General features: G+C 67.6%; 25 protein-coding genes. 15 read left to right on the forward strand and 10 right to left on the reverse strand.

Going from position 1 to position 20,918, the window contains the following annotated elements; genetic code table 11:
* Positions 1–84 precede the first annotated feature (84 nt).
* From OHA70_RS17170 to OHA70_RS17180, 3 genes are read left to right on the forward strand one after another with little or no spacing between them, the layout of a single operon-like run.
* Positions 85–537: a DUF4395 domain-containing protein gene (locus OHA70_RS17170; RefSeq protein ID WP_328333669.1), complete on the forward strand. Its 453-nt coding sequence runs from the start codon at positions 85–87 to the stop codon at positions 535–537.
* A gap of 12 nt (positions 538–549) precedes the next feature.
* Entirely contained in the window at positions 550–1,398 is an 849-nt protein-coding gene (locus OHA70_RS17175; RefSeq protein WP_328333671.1) for a sulfurtransferase, read from the forward strand.
* A gap of 1 nt (position 1,399) precedes the next feature.
* Positions 1,400–1,696 carry a DUF1416 domain-containing protein gene (locus OHA70_RS17180; protein WP_328333673.1) on the forward strand — a complete coding sequence of 99 codons (297 nt, stop codon included), beginning with the start codon at positions 1,400–1,402 and terminating at the stop codon, positions 1,694–1,696.
* Positions 1,697–1,759: 63 nt separating this feature from the next.
* Here OHA70_RS17180 and OHA70_RS17185 read toward each other — a convergent pair whose 3' ends face one another.
* Positions 1,760–2,491, reverse strand: a complete 732-nt coding sequence (locus tag OHA70_RS17185) for a LamG-like jellyroll fold domain-containing protein (protein ID WP_328333675.1) — start codon at positions 2,489–2,491, stop codon at positions 1,760–1,762.
* A 283-nt stretch (positions 2,492–2,774) separates the two neighbouring features.
* Between OHA70_RS17185 and OHA70_RS17190 the strand changes: the two genes are divergently transcribed.
* Positions 2,775–4,001, forward strand: a complete 1,227-nt coding sequence (locus tag OHA70_RS17190) for a choice-of-anchor P family protein (RefSeq protein WP_328333677.1) — start codon at positions 2,775–2,777, stop codon at positions 3,999–4,001.
* Positions 4,002–4,132: 131 nt separating this feature from the next.
* Here the strand turns inward: OHA70_RS17190 and dtd are convergent, their stop codons facing one another.
* Positions 4,133–4,558 (reverse strand): D-aminoacyl-tRNA deacylase, encoded by a 426-nt coding sequence (gene dtd / locus OHA70_RS17195; RefSeq protein WP_328333679.1) that lies wholly within the window; start codon positions 4,556–4,558, stop codon positions 4,133–4,135.
* Between the two features lie 28 nt (positions 4,559–4,586).
* Between dtd and OHA70_RS17200 the strand changes: the two genes are divergently transcribed.
* Together OHA70_RS17200 and OHA70_RS17205 are read left to right on the forward strand one after the other, a co-directional pair.
* On the forward strand, positions 4,587–5,396 hold the full coding sequence (locus tag OHA70_RS17200) for a hypothetical protein (protein ID WP_328333681.1): 810 nt from the start codon (positions 4,587–4,589) through the stop codon (positions 5,394–5,396).
* 13 nt (positions 5,397–5,409) lie between these two features.
* Complete coding sequence (locus OHA70_RS17205) at positions 5,410–6,309, forward strand: 3-keto-5-aminohexanoate cleavage protein (RefSeq protein ID WP_328333683.1); 900 nt, start codon at positions 5,410–5,412, stop codon at positions 6,307–6,309.
* Here OHA70_RS17205 and OHA70_RS17210 read toward each other — a convergent pair.
* Positions 6,246–6,707, reverse strand: a complete 462-nt coding sequence (locus OHA70_RS17210) for a hypothetical protein (protein ID WP_328333685.1) — start codon at positions 6,705–6,707, stop codon at positions 6,246–6,248. The two genes, OHA70_RS17205 and OHA70_RS17210, sit on opposite strands and share 64 nt — an antisense overlap.
* Positions 6,704–7,882 (reverse strand): molybdopterin-dependent oxidoreductase, encoded by a 1,179-nt coding sequence (locus OHA70_RS17215; protein ID WP_328333687.1) that lies wholly within the window; start codon positions 7,880–7,882, stop codon positions 6,704–6,706. Before OHA70_RS17215 ends, OHA70_RS17210 begins: the two co-directional genes overlap by 4 nt.
* A gap of 197 nt (positions 7,883–8,079) precedes the next feature.
* Between OHA70_RS17215 and OHA70_RS17220 the strand changes: the two genes are divergently transcribed.
* Together OHA70_RS17220 and OHA70_RS17225 are read left to right on the forward strand one after the other, a co-directional pair.
* Positions 8,080–8,643 (forward strand): hypothetical protein, encoded by a 564-nt coding sequence (locus OHA70_RS17220; protein ID WP_328333689.1) that lies wholly within the window; start codon positions 8,080–8,082, stop codon positions 8,641–8,643.
* Complete coding sequence (locus tag OHA70_RS17225; RefSeq protein ID WP_328333691.1) at positions 8,643–10,160, forward strand: hypothetical protein; 1,518 nt, start codon at positions 8,643–8,645, stop codon at positions 10,158–10,160. Before OHA70_RS17220 ends, OHA70_RS17225 begins: the two co-directional genes overlap by 1 nt.
* Before the next feature lie 22 nt (positions 10,161–10,182).
* Here the strand turns inward: OHA70_RS17225 and OHA70_RS17230 are convergent, their stop codons facing one another.
* Complete coding sequence (locus tag OHA70_RS17230) at positions 10,183–10,545, reverse strand: DsrE family protein (RefSeq protein ID WP_328333693.1); 363 nt, start codon at positions 10,543–10,545, stop codon at positions 10,183–10,185.
* A gap of 166 nt (positions 10,546–10,711) precedes the next feature.
* Between OHA70_RS17230 and OHA70_RS17235 the strand changes: the two genes are divergently transcribed.
* A complete protein-coding gene (locus OHA70_RS17235) occupies positions 10,712–11,206 on the forward strand; it encodes an FABP family protein (protein WP_328333695.1) in 495 nt (164 codons plus the stop codon).
* On the opposite strand, the gene OHA70_RS17240 is transcribed toward OHA70_RS17235, so the two are convergent.
* A complete protein-coding gene (locus OHA70_RS17240) occupies positions 11,203–11,880 on the reverse strand; it encodes a response regulator (protein WP_328333697.1) in 678 nt (225 codons plus the stop codon). The two genes, OHA70_RS17235 and OHA70_RS17240, sit on opposite strands and share 4 nt — an antisense overlap.
* Positions 11,873–13,129, reverse strand: coding sequence for a sensor histidine kinase (locus OHA70_RS17245; protein ID WP_328333700.1), 1,257 nt, complete (start codon positions 13,127–13,129; stop codon positions 11,873–11,875). Before OHA70_RS17245 ends, OHA70_RS17240 begins: the two co-directional genes overlap by 8 nt.
* A 150-nt stretch (positions 13,130–13,279) precedes the next feature.
* On the opposite strand from OHA70_RS17245, the gene OHA70_RS17250 reads away from it, so the two are divergent.
* Positions 13,280–14,656 carry a cation:dicarboxylate symporter family transporter gene (locus OHA70_RS17250; RefSeq protein WP_328333702.1) on the forward strand — a complete coding sequence of 459 codons (1,377 nt, stop codon included), beginning with the start codon at positions 13,280–13,282 and terminating at the stop codon, positions 14,654–14,656.
* 81 nt (positions 14,657–14,737) lie between these two features.
* Here the strand turns inward: OHA70_RS17250 and OHA70_RS17255 are convergent, their stop codons facing one another.
* Entirely contained in the window at positions 14,738–15,562 is an 825-nt protein-coding gene (locus OHA70_RS17255) for an LLM class flavin-dependent oxidoreductase (protein WP_328333704.1), read from the reverse strand.
* Positions 15,563–15,669: 107 nt separating this feature from the next.
* On the opposite strand from OHA70_RS17255, the gene ygfZ reads away from it, so the two are divergent.
* The 5 genes from ygfZ (at position 15,670) to OHA70_RS17280 (ending at position 19,299) form a co-directional block, all read left to right on the forward strand.
* Complete coding sequence (gene ygfZ / locus OHA70_RS17260; RefSeq protein WP_328333706.1) at positions 15,670–16,665, forward strand: CAF17-like 4Fe-4S cluster assembly/insertion protein YgfZ; 996 nt, start codon at positions 15,670–15,672, stop codon at positions 16,663–16,665.
* Positions 16,666–16,735: 70 nt separating this feature from the next.
* Positions 16,736–17,731, forward strand: a complete 996-nt coding sequence (locus tag OHA70_RS17265) for an asparaginase (protein ID WP_328333708.1) — start codon at positions 16,736–16,738, stop codon at positions 17,729–17,731.
* Positions 17,732–17,811: 80 nt separating this feature from the next.
* Complete coding sequence (locus OHA70_RS17270; protein WP_328333710.1) at positions 17,812–18,297, forward strand: helix-turn-helix domain-containing protein; 486 nt, start codon at positions 17,812–17,814, stop codon at positions 18,295–18,297.
* A gap of 23 nt (positions 18,298–18,320) precedes the next feature.
* On the forward strand, positions 18,321–18,854 hold the full coding sequence (locus tag OHA70_RS17275; protein ID WP_328333712.1) for a hypothetical protein: 534 nt from the start codon (positions 18,321–18,323) through the stop codon (positions 18,852–18,854).
* A gap of 91 nt (positions 18,855–18,945) precedes the next feature.
* Positions 18,946–19,299: a DUF2516 family protein gene (locus OHA70_RS17280; RefSeq protein WP_328333714.1), complete on the forward strand. Its 354-nt coding sequence runs from the start codon at positions 18,946–18,948 to the stop codon at positions 19,297–19,299.
* 3 nt (positions 19,300–19,302) lie between these two features.
* Here the strand turns inward: OHA70_RS17280 and OHA70_RS17285 are convergent, their stop codons facing one another.
* Both OHA70_RS17285 and OHA70_RS17290 read right to left on the reverse strand, forming a co-directional pair.
* Positions 19,303–20,112: a L,D-transpeptidase family protein gene (locus OHA70_RS17285; protein WP_328333716.1), complete on the reverse strand. Its 810-nt coding sequence runs from the start codon at positions 20,110–20,112 to the stop codon at positions 19,303–19,305.
* A gap of 187 nt (positions 20,113–20,299) precedes the next feature.
* Entirely contained in the window at positions 20,300–20,854 is a 555-nt protein-coding gene (locus tag OHA70_RS17290) for a L,D-transpeptidase (RefSeq protein ID WP_328333718.1), read from the reverse strand.
* Positions 20,855–20,918 lie beyond the last annotated feature (64 nt).

Below are 20,918 nucleotides of genomic sequence, written 5' to 3' on the forward strand. Positions count from 1 at the left end.
GTAGCTGAGCACGGTTCCCAGTACGTCGCCTCCCGCAGCCCCGGGCGGGTCCGGCTCGAACCACCTCCTTCTCCGGGAGTCGTCATGTCCACTCCGGCGGCACAACAGCCCCAGGTCGACCCGCGCGGACTGCGGTTCGCCGCGGCGCTGACCACGGTCGTCCTGGCGCTGACCCTGATCCTGAACAACCCCTGGCCACTCGTGGTGCAGGCGGTCGTGTTCGCGATCTCGGTCTTCTTCGGCGTCCAGGCCTCGCCGTACGGGCAGCTGTTCAAGCGGCTGGTCCGGCCGCGCCTCGGTCCGCCCAAGGAGCTGGAGGACGCGGCGCCGCCGCGGTTCGCGCAACTGGTCGGGCTGGTCTTCGCGGTCCTCGGCCTGATCGGGTACTTCGCCGGCGTCGAGCTGCTCGCCGTGGTCGCCACCGGGTTCGCCCTGGTCGCCGCGTTCGTGAACGCGGCCGTCGGGCTCTGCCTCGGCTGCGAGGCCTATCTGCTGATCCACCGCATTCGTACGCCATCCACCGCTACTACTTCTTAGGAGCAGCATTCAATGAGCAGGGAATCCTCGCTCGTCTCGGCCGACTGGGTCGAGGAGCACAAGAACGACGCCAACGTGGTCCTGATCGAGGTCGACGAAGACGTTTCGGCGTACGACGGCGGCCACATCGCCGGTGCGATCAAGCTGGACTGGAAGGACGACCTCCAGGACCAGGTCCGGCGCGACTTCGTCAACCAGGAGCAGTTCTCCGCGCTGCTGTCCGAGCGTGGCGTGAAGAACGACGACACCGTCGTGCTCTACGGCGGCAACAACAACTGGTTCGCGGCCTACGCGTACTGGTACTTCAAGCTCTACGGCCACGGTGACGTCCGCCTGCTCGACGGTGGCCGCAAGCGCTGGGAGCTGGACAGCCGCGAGCTGACCGACGAGGTGGTCAAGCGCGAGGCCACCGAGTACCAGGCCAAGGCACCGAACCTCGAGATCCGCGCCTTCCGCGACGAGGTCAACGAGGCCATCGGCGTGAAGAACCTGGTCGACGTGCGCAGCCCCGACGAGTACGCCGGCCGGCTGCTCGCCCCGGCGCACCTGCCGCAGGAGCAGGCCCAGCGTGCGGGTCACATCCCGACCGCGGTCAGCATCCCGTGGAGCAAGACCGCCAACGACGACGGCACCTTCCGCGTCGACGAGGAGCTGAAGACCCTGTACGCCGACGCCGGCGTGGACTTCGGCAAGGACACCATCGCGTACTGCCGGATCGGCGAGCGCTCGGCGCACAGCTGGTTCGTGCTGCACGAGATCCTCGGCCAGGCGAACGTCAAGAACTACGACGGTTCGTGGACCGAGTGGGGTTCGCTGGTCGGCGTACCGGTTGCCCTCGGCGACGAGCCCGGGAAGGCCTGACATGTGCGGAGCAACGAAGGGCGGCCTCGACCTCAAGGGCGTCGACGTCGACAAGGAAGCCGTGATCCAGGGCCAGGTACTGCGCGGCGAGGAGCCGGTCAACGGCGCCTACGTGCGGCTGCTCGACTCCACTGGTGAGTTCACGGCCGAGGTCCCGACCTCCGCGACGGGGCACTTCCGCTTCTTCGCGGCGCCCGGCACCTGGACGCTGCGGACGCTGGCACCGAAGGCCGACCCGGTCGACCGCCAGGTCGTCGCCCAGTACGGCGAGGTGGCCGAGGTGGCCGTCACCGTCTGACCCTGTTAGTTTGCTGACCCCGAAGGGCCCGTTTGCTTGCGCGACGGGCCCTTCGGCTCGTCCTCAGTCGAGGTTGTAGTAAACGTCGTCCAGCCGGCCGTGGTACTGGTCGTTGTTCTTGCCGGCGCTCTTCGCGCCGAGCGTCACCTGCTGCCCGGCCGGGCTGATCGTGTAGGTCGGCGCCAACGCGGTGCTGCCCCGCACGACGGAGTCGACGAGGATGTCGAGTGAGCTCGCCGTCCGCTGGCAGGACACCTTGTGCCAGTTGCCGTCGGCAACACCGACGGTCGACAGAACCACCACTGGGTTGAGCCCGCCGGCCTCCCGGACCACGCAGCTCGGCGCACCCGTCGCGGGCTTGTCCAGCTGAAGCTTCCACTGCGAGGTGGTCGACAGGCCCTTCTGGTACACGTTCGAGCCGTGGTCGGTGGTGAGCTCGGCCAACGTCACGTTGATCCAGGCGCCGTAGGTGAAGGCGGCGGTACCTGGGTTGAGATCCGCGGCATCAGGGCTGGTGATGACGGCCTTGGCGCACGCGTCGCCCGGACAGACCGCCGGGAACTGCACGGCTTGCCCGATCCCGTCCCGGCCCGGTGCGACAGCGGTGATCTGACCACCGTTGGCCGTCACGGCTGTACCGGTATGGCCCTTGCCGCTGTCGTCGACGACTGTCGTGACGACCGCGCTCACGTTGTCGAACTTCCAGCGCAGTTTCTGTGAGACCGCCATCGCCGGCCCGGCCGTCGCCGCCAGCAGGCCGAGTGCGGCCAGTCCCACCAATACTCTTCGCAACATACTTCCCCCTCGTTGCTGTTGTCTGATCCTTCGGACGCTAGCAACGGGGATCGGTTCTGGCTGCGGCGTGGATCTGCAACTAGCTGCAATATCAGGGACTTCCTGTGGCTTCGCTTACACGAGACGAGGTTACGCACAAGATCTCGATTCTCACGGGGCGGCCGATCAGGTAACGGTTTGATCTCGGAGAGGGAACTTCTCGTTACCTACTGCAACCGGCTGAGTTGTGTCTGTGTCCTGGCCCGCTCACTAGGGTCACGTCATCACTCAGGGAGGAGGGGTCATGAGACCCCGCATCGGATACAAGAAGCTCGCTGCCGTCGGAGTTGCGGCGGTTGTCGGCGTAGCTTCGACGATCGCGCTGACCTCGGGTTCGGCGTCCGCCGCGCCGGTGTTTGGCTACAGCGGTTACTCGTTCGGCACCGGCATCGAGGCCGGTATCGTCCAGCACGGCCCGAACGTGGTCGCGCAGTTCAGCTGCACCACGGACTCGAGCTCGAAAGACCGCAACGATCTCGCCACCGCGAACATCAACAACCAGGCGATCGCGCAGACCGTCACCACCGACACCCACGCGTTCAACGACGCGCACGGCAACGGCGTGACCAGCAACGCGACCGCCGCCGACATCAAGGTCGGCAACCTGCTGCACCTGGTCGGCGCCAAGACCACCACCACGTCGGTCTACAAGAACGGCCAGCTGTCGTACACCGGCAACACCACCTTCGCCGCGGTGAAGATCGGTGGCGTCGTGGTTCCGTCGCTGCTGAAGCCGAGCCCGAACTTCAAGGTCGCCGTCCCGGGCCTGGGCTACATCGTGCTGAACCGCGTCGGTGGCGTGAAGACCAGCGCCGGCATCTACTCGTACGCGCAGGCCGTCGTGCTGCACGCGAACGTGAAGAACAAGTACATCCCCGAGGGTGTCGACGTCGCGGTCCTGAAGACCCGCGCCGAGATCACCAAGCCGGCCACGGCCATGGTGATGGGTGACGCCTACGGTTCGACCGTCCAGGTCGACAAGCTGGTGAAGTCGGGCAAGACCTCCTACCAGGCCACCTGCCAGGGCACGGAAGGAAAGACGGTCAAGAACTCGATCGCCGGTATCGAGATCCCGAAGGTCGCCTCCGTGGGCGCGATCTACACCACGAAGAACGGCTACATGGGCGCCGAGAAGTCGGCCGTCAACTTCACCTCGCACATCGCCGGCGTCCGCGTCGGTAGCCTGCGCGTCGGTGCGATCGAGTCGTCGGCTTCCGCCTGGAAGACCAAGGACGGCAAGGTCGGCATCCACTCCTCCTCGAGCGTCGCCTCGATCCAGGTCGGCAACAAGACCTACCAGGTCGCGACCGGCCCGAACGCAGTACTGGACATCCCCGGTGTCGCCAAGCTGACCTTCAACCAGGTCGTGCGTCAGAGCCGGTACGTGTCCGTCAACGCCCTGGTGATCGACGTCTACAGCCTGAACACCAAGGTCGTCCTCGGCCACTCGGCCGCCGGTGTGATCGGCTGATCCAGCCACCACACCACCACCTCGCTGAGCCGAACCTCACCGATTCAGCCAGGTAGCTCTCCAGGACCCCCGGGTCCGGATCCTCGAGATCCGGTCCGGGGGTTCTGTCTGTCCCGGTTCAGTCGTCGAGCTCAGGCGTCGAGGATGAGGGTGACCGGGCCGTCGTTGACGAGGGACACCTGCATGTCGGCGCCGAACCGGCCGCGCTCGACCTTGGCGCCGAGGGCCTCCAGTGCGGTGCAGAACGCGTCGTACAAGGGTTCGGAGACGGGACCGGGTGCCGCGGCGCTCCAGGACGGGCGACGGCCCTTGCGCGTATCGGCGTACAGGGTGAACTGGCTGATGGCGAGGATCGGGGCCTGCTCATCGGCGCAGGACCGCTCGTCACGCAGGATCCGCAGGGTCCAGATCTTCGCGGCCAGGCTGGCCGCCTTCTCGGGGGTGTCGTCATGGGTGACGCCAAGCAGAACCAGCAGCCCGGGTTGGTCGATCGCGCCGACCACTTCACCCTCGACGCTGACCGCTGCCTGACCGACCCGCTGCACTACTGCTCTCATGCCCCCAATTCTCTGTCACCCTCAACCCATGCGCCGCCTACTGCGATGGGTGTTCCTGATCGGCCCCTGTCGCCTGTACATCCTCGGCGAACTGAACGGCGGTGTCGTCCCCGTCGCGGCGCTCGCGGTGATGGTTGCTTTCATGGCCGTGAGCGGCGGCGTCGGTGCGCTGGTTGCCGTCCTCACCGGCGGCAAGGTCGGGGACGCGTTGTTCAACTGGGGCCTCGGCGGGCTGCTGGTCTTGCTCGGCTGGCTGGTCTACAGCCTGCTGCTGTACGCGGTCCTGTGGATAGCCGGCCGTTCGCCGTTGACGGTCGCGGGCCTGGATGACGGCGAAAGCCATGCGCGGCATGCCGCCGGGACGGGTGACTCGCACTGGCGGCGTCGGGGGCGGGATCCGTTGGTGCCGTTGAGTCTTGCTGGGTTCTTTCTGCTGATGGTCGGCTTTCTCTTGGTCGGGTCGACCGTGACGGCGGTGCAGGAGCGGAAGTACGGCGGGGAGAAGGTGGTCGTCGCCGGGGATGTGCTCCGGTACGACGATGGGCCGGGCGGCTTCGGCAAGCGTCACCTGGTGGTGCGGTATCCGGTGGGGGACGAACTGATCACCGGAGATGTGCTGGCTGATGACCTCGACCTGGATCGTGATGTCCCGCGTCCTGGGCAGCAGGTGGACGTCGAGTACTTGGTGGCGGATCCGCACCAGGTCCGACCGGCCGGAGCGACCAAGCGGGTGGCTGACGATGTCGCCCAGGATCGGCTGATCAGTGGGATCTGTGGTGGGCTGGCGGTGCTCTGCGGTGGCGCCTGGCTGGTCGGCAGGTGGCGTCGCCGAGGGTGAGGTGGGCGGGAGAATGTCCGGTTTTCGGGGCGTAGTACGGCGGAATATCCCGTCTGGGGCCGGGATCTGGCACGATTCGTTCATGACGTCGACGTTGATCACCGTTGCTCCCACCGGCGCCGAGACCGCTAAGGCGGACTGTCCGGCGCTGCCTACGACGCTCGAAGAGCTGGTTGAGACGGCTAAGCGGTGTGAGGCGGCGGGGGCCGCGATGATTCACCTTCACATCCGCGACGGGGAGCACCGGCCGACGCTGGATCTCGGGCGGCTGACCGAGTCGGTGGCCGCGGTGCGGGAGAACACGGCGCTGATCGTTCAGTTGTCAACCGGCGGTGCCGTGACGGATCCGTTCGACCACCGGCTGCGGGTGCTGGACGCGGCGCCGGACTCGTGTTCGCTGACGATGGGGACGGTCAACTTCGGGGACGACGTGTTCATGAACCCCTGGCCGTTCGTCACCGAGCTGTACCAGCTCACGCAGGAGCGCGAGGTGGTACCGGAGTTTGAGCTGTTCGACCTCGGACAGGTGGCGGCACTGGGACGGCTGCTGGACAAGTACGGGCTGCCGTACGGCGGCAAGGTGCACTGCGATCTGGTGATGGGCGTTCCGGGTGGCATGCCCGGTACTACGAACGCACTGGTTGCCGCAGTCAACGGTCTTCCCGCGGGTGTGACGTCTTGGTCGGCGACCGGCGTCGGCCGTACGACGCTGCCGGTCGCGCTGGCCGCGTTGTCCTGCGGCGGGCACCTCCGGGTCGGCATGGAAGACACGCTCACGTTGGCCAAGGGCCAGCCGGTCACCCACAACGCGGAGCTGGTCGAGCGCGCCGCCACCATCGCGGCGCTTGCTCAGCGGCCGCCGATGTCGCCCGACGACGCGCGCGACTTGCTGAATATCAAGCGCCGCCCCTGAAGTACGCCGATCACCACGCCGGCGACGATGATGGTGGCCTCTAGCAACAACCAATCGCGCAGGTAGTCCCGCGGCAGCACAGTCGGGTTGACGCCTTTCCCTTGCCTGATCAGCAAGGGAATCGCAACCACCGTCGTCACCCCGACATACAACAACGTCGTCCGGACGACCCCGACGATCCGATGCCGCCCGGGCCCGATCGACCATCGGGTCAGCAGCCAACCTGCGGCCACTGTCAACGGCACCAAGAAGAAGTCATCAGTCACCACCGCGCCCCCGAGCCATAGCGGCAAGCGCACCAAGGCATCCACGCTGACGGCTTGTAGTAGGAGCCGGAGTCCCCACAGGCCGAAGCCGACACCGACAGCACCCAAGGCCGTTCTGATCCAGCGGGTCATGTGAGTACCTCCAGGCGGTGGACCCATTTGGTTTGGAAGACGCCGGGGCGGTTGGGGGCGATGAGGCGGGCGGGGTAGCCGTGGTCCAGGGCTAAGGGGGTGCCGTTGAGGCGGAGGGCTAGGAGGGTTAGGGGGTCTTCGGCGAATTGAGGGGGGAGCTCTCTGGTGGCGTAGAAGCCGCCCTTTTCCATGGAGATGACTCGGAGGTGGGAGCCTTCGGGGGCGCCGCAGAGGGCTAGGAGGTCTCGGATGCGGATGCCTTCCCAGTGGGCGCCTTGGCTCCAGCCTTCTACGCAGGCGATGGGGAGGGCGGAGCGGCTTTGGGGGAGGGCGCGTAGTTCGTCTAGCGAGTAGGACAGTGGCGTCGGGCCTTTGACGGTGAAGCGCCAGTTGGCTTCTACGGGGAGTACTCCAGCGGCCTCGGCAGTTCGGTTGACGGGCAGGCCTTGGGGGCCGATGTTGGGTTTGCGGGGAGCCAATACAGCGATCGGGCCGAACGCCGGTACGGATTGACCGATGGACGCGATGCCGACCAGCGAGGCGGCGCCGGCGACCGTGCGGAAGAGGCCGCGGCGGCTCAGCCCGGTGATTGCTGGCGGCAACGAGTCGGCTTGGTGCGGTACCGGCGTACGGTCGGCTGGAGTACGGCGCCAGTTCGCGATGATGAGCGGGAGCTTGACCGCGAGGTGGACGAGCAGGGCGCCGATGATGATCCAGGCGAGGGCGTAATGCGTTTCCTTGAAGGGGAACGGCCACGGGTACCACTGCAATGTGTTGAGGAAGCCGATGAAGAGCTCCAGCGCCAGCGCCGAGACCAGCACCAGGATCGAGCCGCGTTCGAGCACCGTACCGAGTGCCTTCCTGCTCGGCGGCCAGGGCAGCTTGGCGAACAGCTTCGGGTAGACCGTCCACAGTTTCGCCAACAGGAGCGGTACCGAGACGATCCCGCTGAGCACGTGCAGGCCCTGCGTGACGCGGTACAGGCCGGCCGGCCGGCTGGGGATCACGAGCCAGCCCGGCGTCGCCTGCTGGAAGTGGCTGAACAGGCCGGTCAGGAAGCAGATCGTGATCGCGACCCCGAGCCACCGCCCGAGCACGGTGGCCACGCGCGGATGGTGCAACGGCGACGGGAACGATTCCTCGGTCGGGGGCTGCGGCAACTGCGGCAACTTCATGCTTCTCATCAGAGCGCAGAAATCGCCCACCCAGCGCCCTCCTCCGGTTACTGCTCGCGAACGCCCAGCCGGTACGCCGGATCGCCGCTTACGGCTCGCGTACGAGACCCGATATCCACAGGCCAGGGCTTGCTTCCCAGCGCTATGCCACCCCTTCGCTTTAGGCTGAGCAGGTTCGAGTGAGAGGAGCGGGACAGGTGAGGACGCAGCAGCGGTCGTCGGACGATGACGAGCGCGCTCTGGCCGACCTCGCGGAGGTGTCCGACTGGAAGCGCGTCTGGGGTCCGCCCGAGACGGGGCTGGACGCGATCCGCACGCTGGTGTCGCGCGTCACCGCAGCCACCGGCTGGCGTCCCTGGGCTCCCGGCAACATCGACCCGGACCGCTACACCTGGGGTCTCGTGACCGCGCGCCGGACCGTCATGCTGGTGCTGCCCGATGCCGTACTCCCGGACAGCCCGCGCAGTGGCTGGTCGGCGTACGAGATCGGTGCCGACGAGGTCCGCGCGGCTGAGGACGGCCTCGACGACCGCTGGCCCGACCAACTCGAACTGGCCCGGCGGCACTGGGGTCAACCGGTCTTCGTCGGGCCGGGCACCGATCCGCGGATTCCGCTGGAATGGCGCGACCGGCGCCGCCATCTGGCAGTCTGGTTACGGCCTGGCGCCGAGATGCACCTGTACGCGACCCAGCCCAAGGCCGACCCGGCGGGGACCAGCGCCGGCTTCGGGTACTCCGTCTATGCGAGCGAGGTGGCCTGATGGCGTCGATCGAAGAAGACATGCTCCGGGATATCTACAAGGTGTTCCGGAAGATCGCCGCCAAGTACCTCCGCAAGCGCGGTCCCAGCCTGTCGCAGCGGATGCGGCAGGCACAGGCGCGGCAACAGGCGCAAGCACTCGAGGCGATGCGGGAGCAGGAGTACCGCTCGCTGGTCGAGGACATGCAGAACGAGCGCCGGAACAACCCGGAGTACGCGAGCGCGCTCGACGGGCTGTCCGATGCGGAGCGGACCCAGCGGATCGAGGCTGAGGCGCGTTGGCAGCAGGATCAGCGGGATCGGATGGACGCGGATCCGAACCTGACGCCCGCCGACATCCAGCGGGAGGTCGACCGCGACCTCGACTTCGACGACAACGGGCTCGACGACCGCCTGGACCGGCAGCGGGATGCGGAGGACTTCGAGCGGAACGTCGTCGACCCCAACGGCAACGACAAGGTCGACGCGGTCGAGCAGCGTCAGCAGGCGCAGGCCGAGCGCGACGCCGAGCAGGCGCGAAAGCAAGAGCAGGAGCGGAACGCGGAGGCGCGCGAGACGGAAGGGGCGCGCGGCGGCGATGCGCTGCCGGCGGCCGCTGCGGCTGGGGCTACTGCGATCGCGGCTGAAGAGGTCGCGGAGGGGTTGCAGGAGGAGCGCCAGGAGCAGGAACTCGAGGATCAGCAGGAAGCCGAGGTCCTGAACGAAGACGGTAGTTCGCCGGAGGTGATCGGGGAGACTGAGGCGGAGCGTGACGATCGGACGGCGGAGCCTGAGGTTTCACAAGACGACCGGCTGCTCGATGAGGACGGTGCCGCGCCTGAGGTGATCGGCGAGACCGAAGCGGAGCGCGACGATCGGCTCGCGGAGCCTGAGGTTTCGCAGGACGACCGGATCCTCGACGAGGACGGTGCGTCGCCTGCGGTCATTGGTGAGGACGCGCAGCAGGCTGGGCTGGATCAGCAGGAGCAGGATGACCGGATCCTCGACGAGGATGGTGCGTCGCCTGCGGTGATTGGGGAGGACGCGCAGCAGGCTGGGCTGGATCAGCAGGAGCAGGGGGAGCTCGGGCAGGACGAGGCTGAGTCGGGCGGGCTGGAGCAGGGCGGGACGGAGCGGGAGCGGCGGGAAGAGCAGGTTCAGCAGGGGGAGGCTGGGCCTCAGCCGGGGTTGCCGACCGGCGGAGATCAGGCTGCGGCGGCTGATCAGGAGGCGCAGAACGAGCAGCGCGGTCCGGATTACGTCGAGACGACATTGGAGCAGGCGCGCTCAGAGCAGAACGGCCAGAACGGCCAGAACGGCCAGGGCGAGCAGAACGGTCAGCGGCCGGGGATGTCCCAGGACGAGATGGACAAGCTGCGAGGACTCCAAGGTGGACAGGCCGACGCCGCCGAGGCGACCCGCCCACGCTCCGGGGAGCCCGTCGAGGTCGGTGCAGGCGGCAAGAACCCGGGTGCCCGCGCAGCCGAGCTCCGAGCCGACAAGGGCAGCCGCCGCGACGGCCCCGGCATGGGCGAGTAGCCCGCGCGTACCGGCGTACGGGTTAGTAGACGATTGCTTGGGTGTTTTCGGTGAGGATTTCTTCGGTGAAGGCGGGGGCGCCGGCTATGCGCGTGCCGGGGAGCAGGTCTGCCTCGGTGAGGTCTCGGCGTTTGGCGCATTGGGTGCAGACCGTCAGTTGACCGCCGGCCAGAACGGCGGCCAGGAGGTCGGCGGCGGGGGCGGCGTGGGGGAGCTCGAAGGCTTCGGCCCGGCCGGGGACGGCGAACCAGACGGCCTCTCCGGTGAGCCACAAAGAGACCTGTGCGCCGGAGGCTACGGCGGTGGCGGCGACTGTCAGGGCTTGGTTGGCGCGCTCAGGTTCATCGGCGCCTGCGGTCAGCTTGATCACCAGCGTGCGGGACATCACGCCACCGTAGCTCAGACCGCTGCCGCCATCCCCTAGACTGACAAACGTGCTTCACGTCATCTTCACGACCCTGCTGGTGCTCGTCACCGTGTTCATGGGCTGGTTCTCGGCGTTCGTCGTCTACCGGCTGTACCGCGGCCGCGCGGCGAACTGAGGCGGGCTGATGGCGTTCGAGATCTCGCAGGATATGCACCCCGACCTGATGCCGCTCGCCTGGCTGCTCGGCCGGTGGGAGGGCCGCGGTCACGGTGACTACCCGACGATCGAGAAGTTCGAGTTCGGCCAGCAGATCGACTTCAGCCACAACGGCAAGCCGTTCCTGCACTACGTCAGCCAGACCTTCGTGGTCGGCGAGGACGGCAAGCGCGAGCGCCCGCTGGCGATGGAGACCGGGTTCTGGCGGCCGAAGCCGGACAACAAGCTCGAGGTCGTGATGGCGCACCCGACCGGCTTCGCGGAGATCTGGTACGGCGAGACCGACGGCGCCAAGATCGAGATGCGCACCGACGTCGTGGCCCGCACCGTGACGGCCAAAGAGGTCAACGCCGGCCACCGCCTCTACGGCCTGGTCAAGGGCGAGCTCCTCTGGGCCTACGACATGGCCGCCGAAGGCCTCCCGCTCCAGCCCCACCTATGGGCCACGCTAGTCCGCGTCTAGCTCTCCGACACCCAGGAGTACTCGACCTTCGGTCGTCCGCTCCGCCCGTCGTAGCGCTGTGTGCGCAGCGCCTGGCCTTGATCGGCCAGGTGCTCCAGGTAGCGGCGAGCCGTGATCCGGGACGTACCGATCGACGAGGCGACCTCCTCGGCTGTCCACCCTTCGCGGTCGCCGAGCAGCGTCACGACCCGGTCCAGTACGGATCCCGCCAAACCCTTCGGAACCGACGAGCTGGTTGCCGGGTGCAACAAACGGTCGACCTCGTCCTGATCCGCGACGACCTGCCCGGACTCCGCCGCACGCCGCTGCCGCGCATAGGCCGTGAGCCGATCCCTCAACGTTTCAAAGGCAAACGGCTTCAGCACGTACTGCACGACCCCGATCCGCGCAGCAGCCTGTACTGCGGCAACCTCGCGCGCAGCCGTCACGGCAACCACATCAGTTTGGTTGCCAGCGGCACGCATTCGCCGTACGACGTCCAGCCCGTGCCCGTCCGGCAGGTTCATGTCGAGCAGGACGAGATCGATCTGCTCTTGACTCAGCACATGCAGGGCGCGGGCCGCAGTACCGGCGAGACCGATGCAGACGAACCCGGGCAGCCGATCGACGTACACCCGATGCGCCTCGGCCGCGACCGGATCGTCCTCTACGACCAAGACTCGTAGATCAGGCACTCGCGCTCACCGCCCGCGGCAACCGCACCCGGACGGTCAGCGCCGGTACGTCGTCCAGCTCGGAATCCGGGTCCACCATCAACGTCCCCTGCCAGCGCTCGACGGTACTGCGGACCAGTACCAGCCCTAATCCATGCCCCGGCTCGGCCTTCGTCGTCCAGCCCCGGTCGAACATCCGCGCCAACTCGGCTGCCCCCAACTCGGCGCCGGTGTTCGTCACCGCGAGATCGATGTGCTCGGCGCTCGTCGATGCTTTCAGCTCGACCCGGCGTGGCGCAGTACCGCCGCGCGCCGCCTCGACCGCGTTGTCGAGCAGGTTGCCGACGACGGTGACGATGTCCTGGGCCGGGAGCTTCGTATGCAACGCCTCGGAGCCCAGCTCGAGCGTGAGCAGCACCCCACGCTCCTGCGCCTGGGCGAGTTTGGCGAGCAGCAGCGACGCGAGTACCGGGTCGCCGACTGTGCCGACGACGCGGTCGGTCATCGCCTGGGCGAGCTGCAGTTCGGAGACGGCGAACTCCCGCGCGCGCTCCGGCCGGCCGATCTCGATCAGGCTGACGACGGTGTGAAGGCGGTTGGAGGCCTCGTGGTTCTGCGCCTGCAGTGACTCGGCCAGGCTGCGGACCGCGTCCAATTCGCCAAGCAGGGCTTGCAATTGAGTGTGATCTCGCAGCGTGACGATCCGGCCGGAGCGGGCGGGCTGCTGGTTGACCACGACGACTCCGTGCGCCCCCAGATGCAGTTCGTCGTACGCCGTCCGGCCGGCGCGCAGGAGTCCCGACAAGGTCGCTGGGAGGTGGAGGTCCTCGACCGTCGTACCGGGGGTGAGCTCACGCAGACCGAGCAGCCGCCGAGCCTCGTCGTTGACCAGTTGGACGTGTCCGTGCGAGTCGACCAGGATCAGGCCTTCGCGCGCAGCCCGGAGTACGCCTTCGTAGAAGTCGAGCATCCAGGCGAGCGCCTGGGTGCCCATCCCGCGAGTGGTGTGCCGGACCCGCCAGCTGACCAGCGCATTGCCGGCCACCGCGACGCCGAGCAGCAGACTGGCGACGCCGAGCATGGACCGCAGCTCCATCTGGATCAGGTCGCCCCAGCTGGTCGGCGCGATGCCCGCCGCGGCGGCGTCCCGGTCGGACTGGGTCCGGGAGTGCGCGAGCAGGACGATCCAGACCAGCGCGATCATCACCGAGACCGTGGCCGTCTGCAGCCAGAACACCTGGCGGCGCAGCTCCCACGGGCGGTCTCTCATAGCCGCCATTCTCCACACCACTGCCGCAACTGGCATGCCGCGCGCCTGGCAGCGGGAATCGACTGCGAACGATATGAACGAAATGCGCAGTTGTCCTGTGCGTCACGTCACAGTTACCAGAACCCGCCCGCCCGGCATTAGGAGTCCCCCATGGCGAGCCCCACCGCACCCCGACCGACGCCGGTCCGCAACGACCGGACCCACTTCCTCTACATCGCCGTCATCGTCGCCGTGCTGCTCGGCATCGGTGTCGGTTTCATCTTCCCGGACTTCGCGATCGAGCTGAAACCACTCGGCACCGGATTCGTGAACCTGATCAAGATGATGATCAGCCCGATCATCTTCTGCACCCTGGTCCTCGGCATCGGCTCGGTCCGGCAGGCCGCCAGCGTCGGCAAGGTCGGTGGCCTCGCGCTCGGCTACTTCCTGGTGATGTCGACGGTCGCGCTCGCCATCGGGCTGGTCGTCGGCAACCTGGTCCAGCCGGGTTCCGGCCTCAACCTGACCGAGAAGCTGCGCGACGCCGGCCAGAAGCAGGCCGAGGGCGCGCACGAAGGCACCACCGACTTCCTGCTCGGCATCATCCCGAAGACGATCGTCTCGTCGCTGACCGAGGGCCAGGTACTGCAGACCGTCCTGGTCGCCCTGCTCGTCGGCTTCGCGCTGCAGGCGATGGGCTCGAAGGGCCAGCCGGTCCTGGACGGCATCGGCCACATCCAGCGGCTGGTGTTCAAGGTGCTGTCGATGATCATGTGGGCGGCGCCGGTCGGTGCCTTCGGCGCGATCGCCGCGGTGGTCGGCGCGGCCGGAAGTACCGCGCTGGTCAGCCTGCTGAAGATCATGCTGGCCTTCTACATCACCTGTCTGCTCTTCGTGGTCGTCATCCTCGGCACCATCCTGCGGGTCGTCACCGGGCTGTCGATCTTCCAGCTGCTCAAGTACCTGGGCCGCGAGTTCCTGCTGATCGTCTCGACCTCCTCGTCGGAGACCGCGCTGCCGCGACTGATCGGGAAGATGGAGCATCTCGGCGTCGACAAGTCGGTCGTCGGTATCACCGTCCCGACCGGTTACTCGTTCAACCTGGACGGGACCGCGATCTACCTGACGATGGCGTCGCTGTTCATCGCCGAGGCGATGAACCAGCCGTTCTCGATCGGTCAGCAGATCTCCCTGCTGGCGTTCATGATCCTGGCCTCGAAGGGCGCCGCGGGCGTCACCGGCGCCGGACTCGCGACGCTGGCCGGTGGTCTGCAGTCGCACCGGCCGGAGCTCGTCGACGGCGTCGGCCTGATCGTCGGTATCGACCGGTTCATGTCCGAGGCCCGGGCGCTGACGAACTTCGCCGGCAACGCGGTCGCCACGGTCCTGGTCGGCCACTGGACCAACAGCTTCGACAAGCAACAGGCCCTCCAGGTGTTCTCCGGCGAGGACCCGTTCGACGAGGTCGCCTTCGCAGCCGGCGACACCCACGCAGGCGACGTACCGGAGCCGGCCCCAGCCATCGAAGGCCGTCCCGCCGACCACTGAGCCTCAAAAGACCATCTGTCCCACCCCTCCACGCTGCCCGTCAGCTCCCAACCGTCTGGGAGCTTGACGGGCAGTGTGCTGTTACCTGCCGTTGAGCATCTCGACTACAGGGGCGAGCTCGTCGAGGTAGTCGGTGTTGACGGTGATGTACGACGCCCCGAACTCGTCCCGCCGGCGCTGGAGTTCGTCGGCCATCTCCTGTGGGGTGCCGCGGAGCAGCATCAGCGAGCCGCTGTTCTCCAGCTCGGCGGGGTCCAGGCCGGTCGCCTGCTTGCTCCACGCGGGCAGTTCGGTGGTACCGGCGGCGAACAGGTTCATCGCCAGCTCGATGTGGTCCGCACGCGGGCCGGCCAACTCGCGGAGGTCCTGTGCGAGCTGCCGCAGCTCCTCGCGGGGTGCCGTCGCGGGCTTGGCCAGCGAGACGATGTCGGCGCGGGCGGCGGCCAGTGCGAGCGACTTCGGCCCACCGGACGCGAGCATGATCGGGGTGTGCTGGTCGCCGTCGAGCTTCGCTAACTGGTCCAGCGTCTCGGTCACCTGGTCCCGCCGCTCCTTGGCCGTCCCCCACGGCAGGCCGACCTCGTTGACCTGCTGCTCGGCCTGGGGGCGCCCGGTGCCGATACCGAAGTCGAACCGGCCGTTGGTCAGTACGGAGAGCGTGTGCGCGTCCCAGGCGGCTGTACGAGCCGGCCGCAGGGGTGCGGCCGCTACGAAGGTCCCGACGCGGATGTCGGCCACAGTGGCGGCTACTGCGAGCGTGGGGAAGGGCGACAGCAGCTGCAAGCCGTCCGGCATCAGCACTGTCGAGTACCCGAGCCCGGCGGCCCGGCGTACGGTCTGCTGCCACTCCTCGGGGCCACGGTTGGCACTGCCCACCACACCGAACCGGAATGCCCTGTTCGTCATCGTCCTGCTCCTCTCGAATTGGTAGTACCAGCGTCGCGGACCGTGGTGTTGTCCACATCCCACAGCGGGAGGCAGTCGGCGTACGCCGGTGGACGTACTCTGGTGACATGTCATTGACGCGCAGCCCCCTGCTGGACCTCCCAGGCGCCGTCGAGGCCGACGGACTGGACGCCGGGGTTGCCGCGCACTACGGCTCCGACCTGCGCGAGCAGCGGGCCCTGGTCGCCGGCAAGGGCTTCGTAGACCGCTCCAACCGCGACGTAGTCACCATCACCGGCCCTGACCGGCTCACCTGGCTACACGCGATCACCAGCCAGTACTTCGAGGGGCTGCGGCCAGGCACCTCGACCACTGCCCTCCTGCTGTCGCCCACAGGCCACGTCGAGCACGCCATGTACGGGGTAGACGACGGCGAGACCTTCTGGCTCCACACCGAGCCCGGCGCCGCAGCCCCGCTCGTCGAGTGGCTGCAGAAGATGGTCTTCATGTCCCGCGTCGAGATCAAGGACGTCACCGCCGACTACGCCATCGTCTGGCGTCCGGGCGCAGCACCTGCAGAAGGTCCGTTGACGCGCAGTGGGCAGGACTCACTGGGTGGACATGAAGTGTTTCTTCCCAGGCAAGAGCTCAGTGCGCTTGAAGGACCCGCTGCGGGTGTCTGGGCGTACGAGGCGCTGCGGATCGAGGCTGGTGCGCCGCGGCTCGGGCTGGACATGGATGAGCGTGCGATCCCGAACGAGCTCGGCTGGCTCGGGGTTGGCGTGCACCTGGACAAGGGCTGCTACCGCGGTCAGGAGACGGTCGCCCGCGTGCACAACCTGGGCCGTCCGCCGCGGCGGCTCGTCCGGCTGCACCTGGATGGGTCAGTCGACCACCTGCCGGCGCACGGGTACGCAGTACGGGTGGGGGACAAGCAGGTCGGGTTCATCGGCTCTGCGGCGCGCCACCACGAGTACGGGCCGATCGCGCTCGCGCTGATCAAGCGCAACGTGGACCCGGAGGCTGTGCTCGAGGTCGTCGCCGAGGACCAGCCGACGGTCACCGCCACGCAGGAGCTGCTCGTCGACCCCGAGGTCGGCCTGCACGTCCGCGCCCGGCTCTGAAAAACCTGTGAGCCGGATCATCTCCTATCCACCTGTTTGCACCTGACCTCTGAGCCGTACAGTTTCAGCCGTGACCGAACCTGTGCTCCTGGCCGACGTCGTCCGCAGCGGTTTCGTCGAGGGCCATCATCGTGGCTCCGTCGTGGTGACCGCGCCCGACGGCTCCGTCGAGTGGTCGGCCGGCGTGATCGACCAGCCGATGTTCCCGCGCTCGTCGAACAAGCCGATGCAGGCGCTCGGCATGCTCCGCAACGGCCTGGAGCTGGACGGCGAACTACTCGCGCTCGCCGGCGCTTCCCACTCGGGTGAGTCGTTCCACCTGGACGGCGTACGCCGGATCCTCGCCGGCGCAGGTCTCGACGAGTCGGCGCTGCGCACACCCCCGGCGTACCCGATCGACGACCAGGCTCGCGACGAGTGGGTCCGCGCCGGCCACGGCCTCGACCGCATCACCATGAACTGCTCGGGCAAGCACGCCGCCATGATTGCCACCTGCGTGGCCAACGACTGGCCGTTCCACGACGACACCAACGCTCAAGGTGCCGAGTGGGGACCGAACGACTACCGCTCCCCGAACCACCCGCTGCAGAAGGCGATCCGTACCGCCGTCGAGGACTCAGCCGGCGAGAAGGTCTCCTACGTCGCCGTCGACGGCTGCGGCGCCCCGATCCTCGCCATCACCCTGTCCGGCCTGGCCCGCTCCTTCGGCCTCTTCGCCGCCGCCGCGCCCGACACCCTTGAAGGCAAGGTCGCCAACGCCTTCCGCGCCCACCCCGAGTACGCCAGCGGCTCGCGGCGCGACGAGTCCGCCCTCATGCGCGCCATCCCCGGCCTCTTCTGCAAGGCCGGCGCCGAATCCGTCTACGCAGTAGGCCTCGCGGACGGCCGAGGCCTGGCAGTGAAGATCGACGACGGTACTCCGCGCGCCCGCGCCGTAGTGATGGCCGCGACGCTGCAGAAACTCGGCGTCGACCACGAGGAGATCACCAAGCAGACCCGTTCCCCGCTCTACGGCGGCGGCATCGAGGTCGGCGCGGTGCAGCCGCACCCCAAGGCCTTCGCCTGATCGTCCGCTACCCGGCGTAGTGAGCGGCCTCACGTCGGGTCTGCTTGCAATTGCAAGCACTCTGCTAGCACTATGGACGTATGGCCAGATTGAGTGATCGTGCAGCGGGTGCTGTCGGTTCGGTGGGGGAGTACCTCGCCGAGCAGCGCCGGCACGCGCAGTTGTCGTTGCGGCAGCTGTCCGATCTGGCCGGGGTGTCCAACCCGTACCTGAGTCAGATCGAGCGCGGGCTGCGCAAGCCGTCCGCGGATGTCCTGCAGCAGTTGGCGAAAGCCTTGCGGATCTCGGCGGAGACGCTGTACGTACGGGCCGGCATCCTTGATCCGGACGAGAGCGAGGACGGCGCACGGCGTACGCCGGGAGTGGTCGACGCCGTCTTGCTCGACCCTGCGCTGAACGAGCGGCAGAAGCGCGTACTGCTCGACGTGTACGCCTCGTTCGTCCGTGAGAACACGACCGACGGCTCCGAAGAGCCCACAACGGCACCCGCGCCGGCGAAGAAGCCCGCGGCGGCCAAGAAGACCCCTGCAGCAAAACGCACCACAACCAAGACCCCGCTGAAGTAAAAAACCTCACGAGGAGATGCCTGATGGCAACCCGTACCCCCGTCACGCCCCTGTACGCGATCGCCGGCGCCGGCGACCTGGCCGTGGAGAAATTCCGCGCGGTCAGCGAAGACGTCACCACCCGGTTCGCGAAGCTGGACCAGAAGAGCCTGCAGTCGTCCCTGCAGACCGAGCTGACCAAGCGTCAGGCCGAGCTGAGCAAGCGCCTCGAGGTGCTCGCCGCCGAGGCCAAGACGGTGCCGGCCAAGCTGCGTGAGCTGCCGTCGGTCGCGCAGGCCGGGCTGACCACCGTGCTCGGCCAGGCCGAGGAGACCTACGAGGACCTCGCCGGTCGCGGCAAGGACCTGGTCACCCGGATCCGCACCCAGAAGGCCACCGAGGACCTGGAGGCCCAGGCGAAGACCACGGTGAGCAAGGCCAAGGCCACCCGCACCACCGTGAAGAAGACCGCCGACACCGCGTCCCGCAACGTCAAGGCGACCGCGACCAGCGCCCGCAAGACGGCTGCGAAGGCCACCAAGGCTGCCGAGGCGGCCGCCGGGAAGATCGGCGACTGAGAGTAGCTTTCCGGCTCTGCGTAGTACGGGTGGTCCTGATTCCGGGGTTCGACGGATCGTGGGCCACCCGTGCCTACGTTAGGCTCGTTGCATGCTCGCACTCGCCACGTTCCAGAACCTGTTCCCCGGGTTCGTTGGTCCCATCAACGTGATCTGGTGGATCGTGCTGGGTCTGAAGCTGGTCGCGCTGGTCGATGCGGCCTTCCGGCCCCGGGCGGTGTTCGTCGCCGCCGACAAGCTGACCAAGCCCGGCTGGGTGCTGATCCTGTCGGCCTTCACGCTGTCGCAGATCTTCCAGGGCGGCTGGCTGAGCTTCTTCGGGCTGATCGGTATCGTCGCCGCCGGTGTCTACCTGGTGGACGCCCGTCCCGCACTGCGGGCGGCATCCGGCCGGGGCCGCGGCGGCTGGGGCATTCGCCGCCGCCGGGGTCCCCGCCCGCTCTAGAACCTACGAGCGGTAGACGATCACCTTGTCGCCGACGTGCACCTCGTCGAAGAGGATCTTGATCTTGGCGAGGTCGCGGACGTTGACGCAGCCGTGCGAGGCGCCGTTGTACCCGCGGGCCGCGAAGTCCGACGAGTAGTGCACGGCCTGGCCGCCGCTGAAGAACATCGCGAACGGCATCTTCGAGTCGTACAGCTTCGAGACGTGGTCGCGGCTCTTCCAGCCGACCGTGAAACCGCCTTCGCGGGTGGCCGTCTTCTGGGCGCCGAACCGGACGTCCAGCTGCATCTTCACGACGCCGTTCACCACGTACCGCAGCTTGCGGGTGGTCTTGTCGATGCAGAGCGCGACGCCTGTCGCGCAACGCTGGTCGAGCTTCTTGCCGTTCACGACCGGGGCCGGCGGGAAAAGCTCGGCCTGGGTGGGCTCGTGGGTGGCGGCGCTCAGCTGGGCCCAGGTGTTCTGGTCGACGTACCCGAGCGGCGGGATGCCCTTGGACTTCTGGAACTTCTTCACCGCTGAGCGGGTCATGGTGCCGAAGTCGTTGTCCATCCACTGCTGGTCGAGCAGCTTGAGCTGCACCAGCCGCGCCTCGACCTTCCGCACCTCGGCACCGCTGGACCCGTTGCTCCACAGGGCCTTCGGGTAGATCGGCAGCTCGCCACTCACCTCGAACGGCACCGGCTTCACTTCGGCGGTACCGGCCTGCTGCTCCGGCGCTGCCGACGCGGTGATCGCCGTCCCGCCGATCGCGGTCACCACCACGACCGCCAGCACATTGCGAACAACCAGCGCACTACGAATCCAGCGCATCGGAACCCCTCGAGTCGATCCGTCCCAGTACTACTAGGACGCCACCACGGATCACTTGGTTGGCATCGGGCGGACACCAGTACCGGAGCGTAACTCCGGTATCACCCAAGCCTAAGCCATTCCGGGCCCAGGCAAAGCGAAACGGCCGGCCCCGCGAGGGGGCCGGCCGTTCGTAGTACCAGGTGGATCAGGCGTTGTAGACGAAGACCTTGTCGCCGACCTTGACCTTGCTGAAGATGAAGTCGATCTTCTTGCGGTCGCGCATGTTCACGCAGCCGTGCGAGGCGCCGTTGTAGCCGCGGGCCTTGAAGTCCGACGAGTAGTGCACCGCCTGGCCGCCGCTGAAGAACATCGCGTCGGGCATCGGCGAGTGGTAGATCGAGGAGACGTGGTTCTTCGACTTGCGGTAGACCTTGAACGATCCGTTGCGCGTCGGCGTCTTGCTCGCCCCGAAGCGGGCGTCGCCCTCGGCCACCAGCTTGCCGTTGACGATGAACATCACCTTGCGCGTCTTCTTGTTGATGCACAGGTAACGCCCGGTCATGCACACCTTGGCAATGTGCCGTCTGCCCGGCACCAGGACCGTCTTCTTCGCGGTCGCCTTGGTGGCGACAGCGGCCTTGGTGGTCACCACGGTCTTGGCAGCCGGAGCGGCCTCCGCCGTCGTCGCGGCGGTGAGAACGCCTACTCCCAGCATCGCGACCGCCGTGGTGGTGGCGCCGAGCTTACGCAGAATGCCCATGGTCCTTTTCCTTCCCCCAACTTGTTGTGCTTCCGATATGTCAGACGCCGTAGCCCGCCACCTG

Source organism: Kribbella sp. NBC_00382, from assembly GCF_036067295.1.
Classification (GTDB): Bacteria; Actinomycetota; Actinomycetes; order Propionibacteriales; family Kribbellaceae; genus Kribbella.